At 63.3% G+C, this 15913-nt stretch carries 13 protein-coding genes; 5 read left to right on the top strand and 8 right to left on the bottom strand.

Annotated features, from left to right (window positions below; genetic code table 11):
• Positions 1–54: 54 nt before the first annotated feature.
• Positions 55–3366: a formate dehydrogenase subunit alpha gene (gene fdhF, locus AMS69_RS14350; protein ID WP_053968737.1), complete on the bottom strand. Its 3312-nt coding sequence runs from the start codon at positions 3364–3366 to the stop codon at positions 55–57.
• Positions 3363–4886, bottom strand: a complete 1524-nt coding sequence (locus AMS69_RS14345; protein ID WP_053968736.1) for an NADH-ubiquinone oxidoreductase-F iron-sulfur binding region domain-containing protein — start codon at positions 4884–4886, stop codon at positions 3363–3365. Before AMS69_RS14345 ends, fdhF begins: the two co-directional genes overlap by 4 nt.
• 165 nt (positions 4887–5051) lie before the next feature.
• On the opposite strand from AMS69_RS14345, the gene AMS69_RS14340 reads away from it, so the two are divergent.
• Positions 5052–5321 (top strand): hypothetical protein, encoded by a 270-nt coding sequence (locus AMS69_RS14340; protein ID WP_053968735.1) that lies wholly within the window; start codon positions 5052–5054, stop codon positions 5319–5321.
• A gap of 21 nt (positions 5322–5342) precedes the next feature.
• Here the strand turns inward: AMS69_RS14340 and AMS69_RS14335 are convergent, their stop codons facing one another.
• Positions 5343–5723 carry a Rid family detoxifying hydrolase gene (locus AMS69_RS14335; protein ID WP_053968734.1) on the bottom strand — a complete coding sequence of 127 codons (381 nt, stop codon included), beginning with the start codon at positions 5721–5723 and terminating at the stop codon, positions 5343–5345.
• A 90-nt stretch (positions 5724–5813) separates the two neighbouring features.
• A complete protein-coding gene (locus tag AMS69_RS14330; protein ID WP_053968892.1) occupies positions 5814–6224 on the bottom strand; it encodes an EamA family transporter in 411 nt (136 codons plus the stop codon).
• Positions 6225–6396: 172 nt separating this feature from the next.
• Here AMS69_RS14330 and AMS69_RS14325 point away from each other — a divergent pair, with 172 nt between their 5' ends.
• Positions 6397–7641 carry an NAD-binding protein gene (locus tag AMS69_RS14325; protein ID WP_053968733.1) on the top strand — a complete coding sequence of 415 codons (1245 nt, stop codon included), beginning with the start codon at positions 6397–6399 and terminating at the stop codon, positions 7639–7641.
• 89 nt (positions 7642–7730) lie between these two features.
• A complete protein-coding gene (locus AMS69_RS14320) occupies positions 7731–9587 on the top strand; it encodes a BCCT family transporter (protein WP_053968732.1) in 1857 nt (618 codons plus the stop codon).
• 20 nt (positions 9588–9607) lie between these two features.
• Here the strand turns inward: AMS69_RS14320 and AMS69_RS14315 are convergent, their stop codons facing one another.
• Positions 9608–10180, bottom strand: a complete 573-nt coding sequence (locus AMS69_RS14315; protein ID WP_053968731.1) for an anthranilate synthase component II — start codon at positions 10178–10180, stop codon at positions 9608–9610.
• Complete coding sequence (gene pabB / locus AMS69_RS14310; RefSeq protein WP_053968730.1) at positions 10177–11688, bottom strand: aminodeoxychorismate synthase, component I; 1512 nt, start codon at positions 11686–11688, stop codon at positions 10177–10179. Before pabB ends, AMS69_RS14315 begins: the two co-directional genes overlap by 4 nt.
• Positions 11689–12002: 314 nt before the next feature.
• Here pabB and AMS69_RS14305 point away from each other — a divergent pair, with 314 nt between their 5' ends.
• Positions 12003–12896: a bifunctional methylenetetrahydrofolate dehydrogenase/methenyltetrahydrofolate cyclohydrolase gene (locus AMS69_RS14305; RefSeq protein WP_053968891.1), complete on the top strand. Its 894-nt coding sequence runs from the start codon at positions 12003–12005 to the stop codon at positions 12894–12896.
• Positions 12897–12932: 36 nt separating this feature from the next.
• On the opposite strand, the gene AMS69_RS14300 is transcribed toward AMS69_RS14305, so the two are convergent.
• On the bottom strand, positions 12933–13133 hold the full coding sequence (locus AMS69_RS14300; protein WP_053968729.1) for a hypothetical protein: 201 nt from the start codon (positions 13131–13133) through the stop codon (positions 12933–12935).
• Positions 13134–13283: 150 nt separating this feature from the next.
• Here AMS69_RS14300 and epsC point away from each other — a divergent pair, with 150 nt between their 5' ends.
• A complete protein-coding gene (gene epsC, locus AMS69_RS14295; RefSeq protein WP_053968728.1) occupies positions 13284–14147 on the top strand; it encodes a serine O-acetyltransferase EpsC in 864 nt (287 codons plus the stop codon).
• A gap of 204 nt (positions 14148–14351) precedes the next feature.
• On the opposite strand, the gene AMS69_RS14290 is transcribed toward epsC, so the two are convergent.
• Positions 14352–15656: a dicarboxylate/amino acid:cation symporter gene (locus AMS69_RS14290; protein WP_053968727.1), complete on the bottom strand. Its 1305-nt coding sequence runs from the start codon at positions 15654–15656 to the stop codon at positions 14352–14354.
• Positions 15657–15913: the final 257 nt, after the last annotated feature.

Genomic DNA, 15913 nt, shown 5'->3' with positions numbered 1-15913 from the left:
GTGTGGGGGGTCCCAAATCGGACCGCGGACCCGCGGCCCACCGTCCGGGCCGGCTCAGTCGTCGCCAGCGCCTCGCTTCCGGACCTGTTTCCCGCCGGCGTCCGGCGTCCGTAGCACCGTCTCGTCCGTCTCCGGACCCAGCACTTCCACGCGGACGCTCGAAACCTTGTACTCCGGGATACCGGCGGTCGGGTCGAACGTCTCCCCGGTGAGCTTGTTGACCGCACCGGCGGCGAAGTGCATCGGGATGAACAGCGTCCCCGGACCGACGCGGTCGGTGACCTGAGCCTTGACGACGATGTCGCCCCGGCGGGACTCGACGCGGACGTACTCCCCGTCGCCGATGCCGAGGTTCTCGGCCGTCTCGGGGTGGACCTCGACGAAGCTCTCGCCGACGTGGCTCATCAGCCCCTCGACGCGGCGCGTTATCTGGCCCGTGTGCCAGTGATACAGCACCCGCCCGGAGGTGAGCGTCAGCGGGTACTCCTCGTCCGGAATCTCGCCGGGGTGGCCGCCGTCCGCGGGGACGAAGCGGGCCTTCCCGTCCTCGAAGTTGAAGTTCCCCTCCTCGTAGTCGTAGAGGTACGGCGTCCCCTCGTGGTCCTCGTCCCAGCAGGGCCACTGCAGGCCGTGCTCCTCGCCGGATTCCAGGCGGTCGTAGGTGACGCCGCCGTAGATGGGCGCGAGGGAGTTGATTTCGTCCATCACTTCGCGCGGGTGGTCGTAGTCCCAGTCGTAGCCCAGTCGACGGGCCAGCGCCTGCGTGATTTCCCAGTCCTGGCGGGCCTCGCCCGGCGGTTCGGACGTGGGGCGGACCCGCTGGATGCGGCGCTCAGTGTTGGTAAACGTGCCGTGTTTCTCCGGCGAGGTGGCAGCGGGCAACACCACGTCCGCGTACTCCGCCGTCTCGGTCATGAAGATGTCTTGAACGACGAGGAACTCCATGTCTTCCAGGGCCTCGGCGGCGTGCTGGATGTCCGGCTCCGACAGCGCCGGGTTCTCGCCGACGACGTACATCCCGCGGAGGTTGCCCGCGTGGGCCTCGGCGAGCATCTCCGGCACTTTGAGCCCCGGTTCTTCCGGCGGTCGCTCGCCCCACGCGTCGGCGAACTTCTCAGCGACCTCCTCGTCCGCCGGGTTCTGATAGCCCGGCAGGCTCCCCGGAAGCGTGCCCATGTCGCCGCCGCCGCCCTGGACGTTGTTCTGCCCGCGGAACGGCGAGAGGCCGGCCCCGGGCTTGCCGACCTGGCCCAGGACGAGCGCGAGGTCGGCCATCGCGATGAGGTTCTCCGTGCCGTGGCTCTGCTGGGTCATCCCCATCGCCCAGCCGAAGACGACGCTGTCGGCCGCGGCGAGGGTTTCGGCCGCCGAGGCGAGTTCCTCGGGCGAGACGCCCGCCAGTTCTTCGACTTTCTCCGGCGTGAACGCCTGGACTTTCTCCCTGACTTCCTCGAAGTTCTTCGTATTGCGCTCGATGAACTCCTCGTCGTGGAGGTCGTGTTCGATGATGTACCGGATGAGGCCGTTGAGCCAGGCCACGTCGTAGCCGGGGTTGGTGCGGGTGTACTGGTCGGCGTGTTCGGCGATGCCGACCTTCCGCGGGTCGAACACGACGAGGTCGGCCCCGTCGCGGACGTTCTGCTTGATTCGCGTTGCCAGCACCGGATGGGACTCCGTCGTGTTGGACCCGCTGATGAGGTAGGCGTCGGCCTCGCCGATGTCCTCGTTGATGCGGTTGGTCATCGCACCGTAGCCCAGCGTCTGCTGGAGCGCGGCGACCGTCGAGGAGTGACATAGCCGGGCGCAGTTGTCGATATTTTTCGTCCCCAGCACCTGCCGGGCGAACTTCTGGACGAGGTAGGCCTCCTCGTTGCTCCCCTTCGACGAGGCCAGACAGCCCAGCGAGTCGATGCCGTGGTCGTCCTGAATCTCGGTGAAGCGCTCGACGACGTGGTCCAGCGCCTCGTCCCAGCTCGTGGGTTCGAGGTCGCCCTCGTCGTTGCGGACGAGCGGTTCGGTGACCCGCTGTTTGCTGTTGGCGAACTCGTGGCCGAACTTCCCTTTCACGCAGGTCGAGAAGTTGTTCGCGGGCGCGTCGTCGGGGTCGTCGACCGGGACGACCCCCAGCGAGTCGCCGTCCTTGCCCCACATCTCGAACCGACAGCCGACGGCACAGAACCCGCAGGTCGTCTCCTCCTTGTCGATTTTCGAGAGGCGGTAGTCGCTGACCGTGCTGGCGATGTCGAACAGCCGGCCCTCGGGCATCGTGTTCGCCGCGATGCTCTCGGCGGTGTGCTCCCCGGCGAGGAACGCCTTCCTGCCGTAGTCCTTGGCGATGTCGCCGGCCCGGCGTTTCGCCGCCGAGGCGAACCTGGCGAGACCTTTCTTCCCTTTCGCCGCTCTCGGGTCGCCGGGTTCGAACCCGCGGTTCGGGGCGGTGGTGTCGTCGATGGTCTCGGCGTCCTCGTGTTCAATGACCGTCCCGATGGAGTTTCGCTGGGTAAAGCCCGGCAGCGGAAGCGTCGCCGCGCCGTCGATGCCCTTCTCGGTCAGCGAGCCGGTGGGACAGACCGTCGCGCAGTGGCCACAGGAGACACACTCCGAGTCGTGCATCGTCTCGGCGTCGGACTGGAAGCCGATGCGGGTGTCCTCGCCGTGGCCCTCGACGCGGAGGACGCCCTCGACCTGCACGTCGTTGCAGGCGTCGACACAGCGGTTACAGAGGATGCACTTGTTGCGGTCTATCTGGATGAACGAGGACGTGTCGTCGATGGGTTCGTACTGGTCGCGCTCGTCGAAGACGCCGTAGCGGGGATGGTCGACGCCCTCGCTGATAGCGGCGTCCTGCAGTTCGCAGCGGCCGTTGCCGTTGCAGGTGGTACACCGGAGGTTGTGGTTCGACAGCACGAGGTCGAGGTTGACGCTGCGGGCCTCCTCGGCGTCGGGCGTGTCCGTCGAGACGGTGAGGCCGTCCTCGGCGGGGAACGAACACGACGGGACCAGCCCGTGTTGCTCGGTCTCGACCATGCAGGTACGACACTCGCTGCGCGGGCCGATTTCGTCGCTGCAGTCGCCGTCGCGGTCGTAGTAACACAGCGCCGGCACGTCGGCGTCGTCTTCGACCCCCTCCGCGCCGAGGTCGACGCTGACCACGTCGTCGTCGAGGTCCTGCAAGGCGTCGATGATGGTCGAGCCCGGGGCGACGGTGACGGAGCGGCCGTCGACGGTGAGCGTCGTCGGTTCGTCCGCGTCGGTCCCCACGTCGGGGTCGTTGGCGGTGCCGGTCTCGAACTCGCGGGTGACTGGCGTCTCTGGCTGTGGGTCGTGTACGTCGGGAACTCGCGGAATCGATTTGTCTGTGCTCATAGTTTCTCCGTACAGGTGCCGCTGGGACAGCGGCCGTTCGTGTGGGCGCGGAATTCAGGTTCGAACTCGTCGATAGCCGTGGTCACCGGCCGCGGCGCGTGCGCGCCGACCTGGCAGTTGCTCGACCGGCGCATCACGCGGGCGAGTTCGCGTATCTTCTCCGTCTCGAAGGAGCCGTCGTAGACGTCACGCAGCAGTTCGGTGAGCTGTTTCGTCCCTTCGCGCCCGGGAACGCACCGGCCGCTGTTCTCCTCGGAGGCAAACCGAGCCCGTTTCCCGACCGTCTCGACGGCACAGCGGTCGCCGTCGAACAGTTCGACGACGCCGTCGGTCCCGAGCCCGGCCGCCCGGAGCGACTGGGCGGTCGGCGCGACACCGAGACTTCGCGTGATGCCGCCGAGGACGCCGCCGACACAGGCCATCTTGAACGAGCCATCCATTTCGACGGCCTCGCAGGCCGCCGCCAGGCTGGCGCTGGACCCGAGTTCGACCGTTGCCGGTGCGGCCACGTCGCCGGTGACAGTGACAATTCGCGTCCCGGGGTCCGCGGCGTCGGCGTCGAGGCTTCCGGGGTCGGCGACGGCCCGCTGGACCTGCGCGAACGTCCGTGGGGTATGGATGACTGTCGGGCGGCCGTACAGCCCCCGTTTAGCTGGCGATGGTGGCTGGAGCCGCGGCTCGATGCGGTCGGCCCCTTCCAGCGCTTCGAGCGCCGCCGTCGGTTCGCCGGCCCGGTACTCGTCCGGGCCGGCTACCAGTTGCGGAACGACGGGCAGCATGTCGGCGGCCGCGTCGATAGCCTCTCTGAGGTACGCCTGCACGGCCGTCTGGGACTCGTTCACGTAGATGACAGCGTCGTCGGCGTCGACGTGCTTGGCGACCACTGCAATCCCGTCCAGTACCGCCATCGGTGCGCCAGAGAGGAGGGTGTCATCGCCCGTCGAGAGGCCGCTGGCGTCGTTGGCGTTGCAGACGACCACCGGGTCACCGTCGGTTGTGCTGGCTGTTTCCCATGCCTCTGCTATCGGTTCATCAGCGGCGGCGTCCCCGCGGCCCCGGCCCAGCAGCCCGGCTCCTGCTGCAGCGTCGGCGGGCTGCTCAGTCGAGACGAACGCCCAGTCGGCCGGTTCCATTGGGGCGACCCAGCCGCAGGGACCGAGCACGTCACGGCGGCCGACCGAAAGTGGGCCGCGCTCCGGGACGGGAAGCGACGCCGTTTCAGGGTCGTGTTCGGTGACCGCGTCTGCGGCAGCCGTCGGTACTGTTCCCGCTTCCAGTTCATCGACGAGGTCACGGACGGTCGCCGGTGACGGGTCGCCGTAGAAGGCTGTCTGCCCGCCACTCGTAAACATCACCAGCGGTGTGGCCGCTGTGATGCCCGTCGGCCCCGTCCTGACGACCGGGACCGAGTCCGCCGCTGCCCGCGCCGCGGAGCGAACCCGGTTCCCGCTCTGTGACTGGCGCTCCGTCGACACGCGGACGACGGTCGAATGAGCGAGGGCCGTGGTTTCCTGTGTCATACTCTGTGCGTCGTACTGAACGATTAAAAACCCCGGCCGAGACGTCCCCAGGTACGGCCGCGGTCGACCGCCTCCACAACGTATCACTCGCTGGGGGACTGGTGGGACGGCACTGACAGAACTGTTCCGTCGAAACAATGAGGCAGCGGGACGTTCACCCAAACGATGAACCCGCGATTCGAGGAAGTCAAGACGGAAGCGTCGGCCGCGATAACCGAGGCTGACCTGCGCTCGGTGTACACAGGTATCATCCACGAGGACGGCCGCCACGAGTACTACTTCGGTAACGACACCGAGGAGGCCGCGGAACTCCGTGAGGCAGCGGCCATACAGCTCGGGATGTTGCTCCGCGTCCTTGCGGACCGCTCGGACAGCAGTGTCGACGAATTGACTGCGCTGGCTGCTGAGCGGGCCGAACAGATGGAGCTACGGTAAGATACGGAGCGGCCGCCGTCGCTAGTCGGTGGTGGCGATAGCTTCAATTTCGACCGCTGCACCCTTCGGGACCGCACCCACGCCGACGGCGCTCCGCGCTGGTGGCTCCGATTCGAAGAACTCGCTGTAGGCCTCGTTGAACGCGTCGAAGTCGTCGATGTCGTCGAGGTAGACGGTGGTCTTGAGTACATTGTCGAGCGAGAGCCCGTCCGACTCCAGAATCGCCTCGACGTTGTGGAGACACTGCCGGGTTTGGTCGCCGACTGGTTCGTCGTCGAGCAGTTCACCGTCTGTCGTTAGCGGGAGCTGTCCGGCAGTGATGAGGAGGGTGCCGTTCGACGTGGCCTGACTGTACGCGCCGACCGCGGCCGGTGCGTCGTCGGTGCTGATTGTGCGCTTCATACCCGGACAAACCTGCCCTCGTTGTATAAATCCCGGCCGTTGTGGGTCACGCTCACACAACGTTCTCGGGCGCTTACCAGTTGTGTCCAGTCATTGATTGATGATGACAATCGCGGTCAGCGCCAGCCCGATGCCCGCGGCTTTCGTCAGGGTCATCGACTCGCCGAAGGCGATGACGCCGATGACTGCGGCAGTGATGAAGTACATCCCGCCGATGGTAGAGACCACCGATGTCGATCCCACAGTTACGCCGACGAAGGTCGAAACCACGCCGACGGCTGCCGCGACACCGGCCGCGCCCGCGAACAACAGCCCCCGGTTCGTGACGACGAGCGACGCGTCAGAGACCGCGACGTAGATGCCAGTGACGACTGTCGCGGCTGCATAGGAGACAAACGCCGCGGTTTCAGGGTCCATTGTGCTCGACGCGACGTTGCCAAACGCGATCCAGAACCCCCAGGCTATCATCGTCCCCAGTCCGAACAGGACGGCGGCGTTCATCTGTCCGACCTCCGCGTACGTCGGTTCCAACTCGATTTATATACCCCTGACGAACAGCGACATCTGGGACCGTACAATCGACGCATTGACGACATCGTACGGAGCCCTCTGTCTTGAGTTCGGTGTCCGATCGCCGCGTGTTTTTTATGTCGACTCCGAGAACACTGTGACAATGGATAACGTCCCAGAAGACCCGTCGGACCGGACACTTGAAGACGTGTTCTATCCGGCCGACAGGGTTCCGTTCGTCGAATGGGACGAGTTATCCGGTGCGAAGCCGACGGTCGTCTTGACCGGCGTGGTTGCGCTCCTGGCGTTCGTGACCGGTCTTTCGAATCTCAGCCAGGCGTCGCTTGCAATCAATGGACCTCTGACCACAGTGGTCGACCTTCCGTTACCCGTCGTCCGGTTCGGCGGTGTGTTGTTCGCGTTCGTACTCGGCATCCTGACAGTCGGACTCCAGCGGCGAAAACGGCTCGCCTGGCGTGTGGCGACTGTCGTGTTTCTCGGGCTGGTACTCTTGCCGCTTGCCACGTTTCAGCCCACGGATATCCCCCTGCTGGTGATGACGCTGGTCACGTACCCGCTGTTAGTCCGGAACCGACACCGGTTCGATCAGTCGCTCGACCTCTCGCCGATTCAGATTGCGTCGCTGTCAGCGATTTTCGGGGTCATTCTCTACGGAACTGTGGGTGCCTACGGGCTACGGGGCCAGTTTCTCGAACTCGACAGTTGGGGTGATGCCGTGTACTACGTCATCGTCACTATCGCGACGGTCGGCTACGGCGACATCACCCCCGTGACGGCGGAGGCACGGTGGTTCTCGCTCTCGATCATTCTGTTCGGGACCGGCGCGTTCACCGTCGCCGTGGGCGCGCTCATCGGGCCAGCTATCGAATCAAGAATGGCGACAGCGTTCGGAGTCATGACTGCATCAGAACTCACACTCCTTGAGGACCACGTCGTGGTTCTCGGGTACGGAGACGTTACGGCATCGCTGCTCAAGGAACTGGGCGACGAAACCGAGGTCGTGGTCGTTACGCCCGACGAGGAAACGGTCGCGTCGCTGCAGGGCGAAGGCGTGAACCTGCTCACCGGCGATCCTACCGATGAGGCGGTTCTCAAGGACGCACGCGTCGGAACTGCAAGCGGTGTTGTGGTGGGGAGCAACGACGACGCACGCGATGTACTGGCCGTCATCGCGACGAAGAACGTCAATCCGAACATCCGCACAGTCGCGGCGGCGACCGATCAAAAGCACGTCGAAAAGTTCCGCGCAGTCGGCGCGGACGAGGTTATCAATCCCCGTTCCATCGGCGGGCGGCTTCTTGGCCAGTCGGTGCTTGGCCGCGGGTCAACGGAATCGTTGCTGACCGGCATCGGGACCGACGACAGCGACCCTGCCAACTCCGAGTGACCCGGCCACCACTCCAGCGACGATAGTCTCGACCGTTTCGATGGCATTCTGGGATAATAATATATGTTTTCGATACCGAATATCGAGGCATGGCCACCTCGGACGCAAGTGGCATTGCGGAGATCGTCGGCCGGCTACTGATCCCACTGTGTGCCGCGTCCGGGGCGCTCGTACTTGCGGGGTTCTTTTTTCCGACGCTCGTCGGCGAAGCCGTGACTGGCCCGGTCTGGTTGACCGTCGCCCTCGTGTTTTTCACCTCGGGGCTGTGCTACATAGCGCTGCTCCCGTACTCCGAAGACACGACCGCACCAGCCGCAGCCGATGTTTTCCTGCGTGTCCGACAGACCGATGTCCGGCAGGCTGTCCGGGGATTCCTCACCCAGCACGAACCGGCCATCCTCGCGTTCCCGGTGCTCGTGTTCGCCGCGTTCTTCGGGCTTCAGGTCGCATTCCCCGCACGGACGACAGGTGCTGTTGATGCTGCTGCGGCCACAGTCCTTCGCGGTGGCGGTCCACTGTTTCTCGCCGCCGTCTTTCTCTCCGTCTGTTACTGCTTGGTCCTGCTGTTGGGACCCTGGGGCGACATCAAGCTCGGCGGTCCGGAGACGGAGCCCAGTTACACCTATCCGACCTATTTCACGCTCGTGTTTACCGCCGGCATCGCGGCCGGACTTGTGTTCTGGGGACCGACGGAGGCACTGTTTCACTTCAACCAACCGCCGCCGTACATCGGGGCCGCCGCCGGGTCGCAGGCCGCTATCAACGGTGCGCTGGTGTACACTCTCTTTCACTGGGGCGTCTCGGCCTGGAGCGCGTACGCCGTCATCGGCGTTCCGATAGCGTACTTCGCGTTCACGCGAGGCGCACCGCTTCGGGTCTCGACGGTCTTGGCACCGGTGCTGGGAACTGACGGACTGGATTCGGCCTGGACCAAACTGGTCGATACGCTGGCCGTCTTTGCCACTATCGGCGGCATCGCCACCTCCGTCGCACTCGTGAGCGAGCAGTTCCTCGCTGGCATCAATTACCAGTGGGGTGTGGCGGCCGGCGAGGTCGGACCGGTCCTGTTCGTCGGCGGACTGACGCTGATATTCGTCGTCTCCAGTGCGACCGGGATTCACCGCGGCATCCGTCGGATTGCCGGCCTCAACGTTGTCTTGTTCGGTCTGTTCACGCTCCTCATCGTCGCTGTGGGTCCACGGTCGTTCGTTCTCCAACAGGGGACACGGGCCTTCGGCACCTACATTGTGGAGTTCGTTCCGTTGAGTCTCCACACGGGTGGGGCGTGGGTCGCGGAGTGGACCGTCTGGAACTGGTCGTGGTGGTTCTCCTGGGCTCCGTTCGCGGGCCTGTTCGTGGCCGCACTCTCCCGCGGTCGCCGGGTCAGGACTGTCGTGTTCACGAGCGTCGTCGCGACCTCGGCGGCGACGATGGTCTGGTTCCTGCTGCTCGGTGGCACATCCCTGTTCATCCAGCAAACGGGTCGGGCCGATATTCTCGCCGCTATCGCACAGCGCGGGGGTTCAGAGGCCGTCGCTGGATTCCCGCTGTTGTCGTCGCTGCCGCTGGGTCTGCTCCTGCTATTCCTGTTTCTCGCGCTCATCATCGTGTTCATGGCCACATCAGCGGACACCTCGACACTCGTCGTCTCAGTGCTGGCGACGCGACGGGGCGTGGCACCGTCAACGACGCATATCGTCTTCTGGGGTGTTTTTCAGGGTGCGGTCGCCGTTTCGGTGTTGCTTCTCGGTGGCGCTGAGACCTTACAGGCGCTGGCTGTTCTGACTGGCGGTCCGTTCGCCGTCATTTCGCTCGTGGCGGCCGGTGGGCTGACCGTCACCTGGCTTCGGGACGAGCGTGGCCACACGTCACTCATCAGGCGTGCCGTCAGGAAACTGCCTGACATTCAGACCCATCACGACGTGGACCCACCCGAAGAGAAGTAGGCCCGGCTCGTGCTGTGTGGTCAGGCCTCAGCGATCCCGGTACAGAAGTTCTCCACCAGCTGTTTCCCCGCGTCGGTGAGGATACTTTCCGGGTGGAACTGAACGCCGATGTGTGGCTTCTCGGTGTGCTGGACACCCATCACAATGCCTTGCTCGTCGTTGGTGTGTGCCGTTTCCTCCAGTTCATCCGGCAGCGTTGCGGCTTCGACGGCCAGCGAGTGATACCGCCCGACTTCGAACGGGTCGTCGACCCCGTCGTACAGCGCCGTCCCGTCGTGGCGGACTTCGGAGGGCTTCCCGTGGACCACACTCGGTGCATGGCCGACGGGGGTTCCGTGGGCCGCACAGAGCGCCTGATGGCCCAGACAAACGCCCAGGGCCGGGTACTCTGTCTCAGCGAAAACGTCAATTGACACGCCAGCATCCGCCGGCGTCCCGGGGCCAGGAGAGACGACGATGCCGTCCGGGTCGAGTTCGCGAATGCCGTCCACGTCGATAGCGTCGTTCCGGCGAACGGTCACCTCGTCGAACTCACCGACGTACTGGACCAGATTATAGGCGAACGAGTCGTAGTTATCTATGATGAGTATCATCGCATCTTCTCCATCGGTTCAGTTCCGGACTCAACTGCGAACGACCCCTGTTCGCCCAGCGCCTCGTCGACGGCGGTGACGAGCGCCCGAGCCTTGTCCAGCGTTTCCTGATACTCAGCCTCCGGCTCCGAGTCGTGGACGATACCGCTCCCGACGCGGAGCCGGTACTCGCCGTCGTACTGGACCAGTGTCCTGATCGTGATGTTCAGTGTCGCGCGGTCGTCGAAGCCGAACACCCCAATACTGCCGGTGTATGGCCCCCGTCGGGTCTGTTCCACCGCATCGATAATCTCCATCGTTCGCGGCTTCGGCGCGCCGGTGATGGTTCCGCCGGGGAACACCGCAGCGACCGCGTCGGCGATACTTACGCCGTCGCGCAGTTCCCCTTCGATGAGAGAAACGAGGTGCATCACCTCCGAATAGCGGTCGACGCGGCGGTACTCGGCGACATCGACAGTTCCGTACTCGCTGACCTTCCCGAGGTCGTTGCGTTCGAGGTCGACCAGCATCGCGTGCTCGGCCCGCTCTTTCTCGTCACTGCAAAGGTCCGCCTCGAGTTCCGCGTCTTCAGTCGGTGTCGCGCCTCGCGGGCGCGTCCCGGCAATCGGCTCCGTGAGCAGCCGGTCGCCGTCGACGTCCAGCAACAGCTCCGGGCTGGCGCTGACGAGGTCGACGCCGGGGAACTCAAGCAGGGCCGAGTACGGGGCCGGATTCACCCGGCGGACCGCGTCAAATGTATCGACCGGGTGGACGGCCGCCGGGGCAGTCAGCCGGTGCGAGACGTTCGTCTGGAACGTGTCGCCGTCCCTGACGTACTGCTTTATCTGCCGGACGCGGTCTGCAAACGCCGCTTCGCCGCACTCGCTCTCGAACGTGGCCTGACTTGCAGCAGTCGGTTGGAACTGGACGTGCCGGTCACCGTGGACGGCGTCCTCGGCCAGTTCGCGGACCATCTCGCGGCCACGCTCGTACGCCGTCTCGGGCGACTCGTCGACGACGGGACAGGCCGTCACGTACAGTTCGACCTCTCCGTCGTGTGGTTCCTCCCACGCGGCGACACACTCGAACACGCCCAGCTGGAGCCGTGGGAGACCGTCTGTTACAGTCGTCTCCGGGATATCTTCGAGCTCCCGTGCGACGTCGTACGACAGCCAGCCGAACGCGCCGCATGGATATGGAACCGTACAGTCGCCTCGCTCTAGGTGTTCGCGGTCGAGTAGCTCGTCGATGGCGGCGATGCTTGGACTGCCGCTGTCCTGTGCTGCCGTTGCCCCTGCGGAGACCTCGATTTGCTCGACCGGATCGACGCCGAAGTACCCCCAGCCGGACTGCCCGCCGGTCGTCTCGAGATAGAACCCGTCTGTGGTCCCGTCGCGGGCGCGGCGATACGCCTCGAACGGATCGGTGACTGTGAGGCGCGCTTCGACCGGCACGCGAGCGCCGTTGGGGGCCCGTTCTGCAGTTTCGAGGAACGATTCTCTGTCGGTGCTGAACCGGATATCAGTCATAGTGCAGTTTCCCGAACGGGAGGCCCATGCCTCCCGGTGTGGTTGTGTAGACCAAGCATGGGTCAGGACAAAAACTTTCGGTCCCTTGGCCCTCCGCCCGATATGTTGTTGAATCGTCGACCGATTGTGGTTGCTCGCTGGACGAATAGCCGATGGTATTTCAACGGTTGGACTATTCCACATCACCCACTATACCCGCTGGGTTTGAGACGGATATCGAACGCTTGCCCGGTCTCCACCTGCTGACTGACAGCAGCGATTCACTCCCGAACACCTTCTCGGGAGGTCCCGGGCTGAGAACGAACACAGCAATAATGACAACGATAATCGACGGTAACGAGATCGGCGACCAGATCACAGAAGGCGTGGCGGCGTGTACGGACACGCTCGTCAGCGAGGGCGTCACACCGGGGCTGGCGACTGTGCTGATGAGCGACGACGGCGCGAGTGAGACGTACGTCTCGATGAAACAACAGGCCTGTGAGGAGATCGGCATCGAGGGGTTCCATTACGAAATCGGCCCGGACGAACCGGCTGAGACACTGTTTGCGACCATCGACGAACTGAACGCGGACCCGGCCGTCCACGGGATTCTCGTCCAGATGCCGGTCCCCGACCACGTGACCAAGCGTGACGTGCTGGAGCGCATCGACCCGATAAAAGATGTCGACGGGTTCCACCCCGAAAACGTCGGCCGACTCGTCGCAGGGAACGCACGATACAAGCCTTGCACGCCCCACGGAATACAGAAAATACTGGCCGAAACTGGCGTTGAGACGGCGGGAAAAGACGCTGTCGTCGTCGGCCGCTCAGACATCGTCGGCAAACCAATGGCGAACCTGCTCATCCAGTACGGACCGGGCGGCAACGCGACGACGACCGTGTGTCACTCACGGACTGACGATCTCGCAGACAAGACTCGCGATGCCGACATCGTGATCGCCGCTGCCGGCGTCCCAGAGATGATCGACGGATCGATGCTCTCGGACGGCACGACGGTCATCGATGTCGGTATCAATCGGGTTGATGCTGACACGGACAAAGGGTACAAACTCGTCGGGGACGTAGACTTCGAAAGCGCCAGAGCGAAAGCGGACGCCATCACGCCGGTCCCCGGTGGAGTCGGCCCGCTCACCATTGCGATGCTGATGTACAATACAGTAAAAGCAGCTAGCCTCCAGTCCGGCGTCGATATTACACTCCCGTAGGACAGATACCCGCCTACAGGGTGCCTGCGTGGGCTGCTACACTGTCTCGACTTCGCCACATTCCGGGCACGTAATCAGGAGTTCACCGGCCGGGCTCTGTCCCCCTTCGATGACGTTGTGGCCACTGGCACACTGTTCGTGCATGTACACTTCGTGGCTGTCGTGCTCACGCAGCCAGATATGGCCTTCTTCGGGTGCTGACACGATGCCGTGACAGAAGTAGCACTCGCCGTTCATACAGCGTCGATGACAAGCCAGTATCAAATAACTACCTCTCACTCTATGATGCTGCTCGGTTCCAGACTACTGCGCCAGCGAGAACACAACATATCGATGAATGGACAACTGTTGTTTCAAGACTAAGGTGGTTCAGGTCAACATCTCGATATGGACTACTGTTACACAGGCGACGCGCACGAGAAACTGTTCGCGGCGTACCGGGCAGACGAAGAACCGTTTCCGACCCAGACACAGATGGAGTTCCCGCGACGGGAACACCGAAGACCGGAAGTCGACATCCTCAAACGACTGTTCTTCCCGACCTGCTGGAACGCCGCTGAACTGGTCCGAGACGAACTCGCCGTTCTGGACCGTCTCGACACCCTGGGCGGCCTCTTCTTTGCCGGGATCAGACCGTACTCCGGATCGGACCCCGCTGAAACAGTCGATGCCGTCATCGATCAACTCCCGGCGGTTCGCAGGCGACTCAAAAAAGACGTCGAGGCCGCGTTCAAAGGCGATCCGGCAGCGAAGACGTACATGGAGATAATCCGGTCCTATCCGGGATTCATGGCGATACTCGTACAGCGGGTCGCACATACTCTCTACGAGGCCGAAGCCTCCGAGTACGCTCGCGAACTCACTGAATACGCCAAGACTGAGACCGGCATCGACATCCACCCCGGCGCTGAGATCGGCGACCACTTCTTCATCGACCACGGAACCGGTGTCGTCATCGGTGAAACCACCACTGTGGGGGAGTGGGTCCGCCTCTATCAGGACGTGACGCTTGGCGCACTCCATTTTGAAGCAGACGAGAGCGACGAACACAGATTAAAAAAGGGATACAAACGACACCCGGACATCGGCGACCACGTCGTCATCGGCGCGGGCACGAAAGTGCTGGGTGCTATTACTGTTGGTGATCACGTCAGCATCGGGGCGAACTCCTGGGTCACTGACGACGTTCCGGACGAGACGAAAGTGTACGTCACAGACCACCCGACGCAGGAACGGAAACGAACCAAGTGAACTGACACTGCTACGGCGCGGTTTCTGAGGCTGCGGTGATACTACGAATCGGCCGGACAAACGCTGCTGAAACGCGTGCCCGGCGCGAGACTCGCTCATACTGTTGTTATCAGGCCAGTCGTGGGACGTATCTCTCGTCGTATAGATTAGAATAACAACTGTACCAGCATTAGGTTCTGTGTCAATCGCTTTCGCCGGTGTCCCCTAATCGTCACCGGGAACGAACTCGGCGACGCCGCTCAGGTTCCGTGACCAGACGCCCGCACCACGGTCGAGTCCGTCGTTCCACTTTCCCACAACGGTCGAAACTGCGAGGTCACCTGTGACGTTGTTCATCGTCGCAATCCGCCCGAGGATTGGGTCCACGCCGGCGACGAACCCAACGACCTCCAGCGGGAGGCCAACCTGTGTAAGAATCACAGTGAGCATGACAATGCCTGCTCCCGGAACGCCAGCGGTTCCGATACTGATGAGGACAGCCACGATCAAGACGAAGACCTGTTCAGTAAGTACCAGTGGCTGTCCGACGACGTTTGCAGCGAACATCACGGTGATTGCCTGTCGGATGGCGGCCCCGTCCATATTCGCCGTTGCACCGACTGGAAGGGTGAACGAATACACCCGCTCGGCGATCTGCAGGTCTTCGTCCGCATTACGCATCGTGACAGGGAGCGTTCCGCTCGACGACCGCGTTGCGAATGCGGTTACCATCGCGTCTCTTGCCCCGCTGAGGAACGCAATCGGGGAGACATCGGCGACCACACCCATCAAGAAAACGAGATAGGTAAAGCCGATGTGAATGACGATTGCGATTGCGACTGCCAACACGAGTTCGCCCAGCGAAGAAAACAGGCCGATGCCTTCAGTGCCGATGCCGGACGCCATCAACGCGAACACGCCGAGTACACCGAATTCGAGCACCCCTCGAACGATGACGAACATCGCTTCAGCACCCACTTCGAAGGCCTCGAACACCGAATCGACGCTCTCTGCAAGTGCGTCCTGCTGGGAGCGGACATACGTCAGCGCGATTCCGAATACGATGACGAAGAAAACCGTCGCCAGCAGATTCCCCTCTGCAAGCGCCGCGACGGGATTGTTTGGCACGATACCGAGCACAACATCCAGCAATGACGGCGGCGCTTTCGATTGCGCTTCACCGCCGCCGAACTCGATTCCACGGCCCGGCTGAAGCACGTTTGCAACTGCAAGGCCAATGATGCCTGCGAGGGTCGTCGTCAGGGCGTAGAGGCCAACTGTCGCACCACCAATCTTCCCAAGTTTCGCGGGGGAGAGCTGCCGAATGCCGGTCAGTAGTGTGAAGACGATAATCGGGATGACCAGCATATTGAGCAGTCGAAGGAAGAGGTCGCCTACTGGTCTGACTACGGCCATCTGCTCCCCGAACGCGATACCGGCACCTGTTCCCACCACGAAAGCGACGAAGATGCGCCAGATGAGCGGGATGGATCGATAGCGGCTCCACAGTGCCCGAGCGGATCGTATCATACCATACGGCAACGGGCGATCTTATAAAAACCCGTCAGCCCCGCCAGTATGTGCAACCGGCTATGATGCGGGCGTCGCTTACAAGCTTCCGTTTGCAGTCGTGTTTATCGGCAAATGGCGAGTGCTGCCGCCGATCCGCTGAAAAGATAGCAGAATACCGGTTGCAGTTCGCTTGTTTTCAGAAGTGCGACGCCGTTGTCGCTCCTGCCTAACGGCTATGCTTACCGCTTCTCGCTTCGCTGCCGATCTTCTCGATT

The organism is Haloarcula rubripromontorii (assembly GCF_001280425.1).
Taxonomy (GTDB): domain Archaea; phylum Halobacteriota; class Halobacteria; order Halobacteriales; family Haloarculaceae; genus Haloarcula; species Haloarcula rubripromontorii.
The sequence above is the reverse complement of the archived record's forward strand: the minus strand, read 5'-3'. Positions and strand labels throughout refer to the sequence as shown.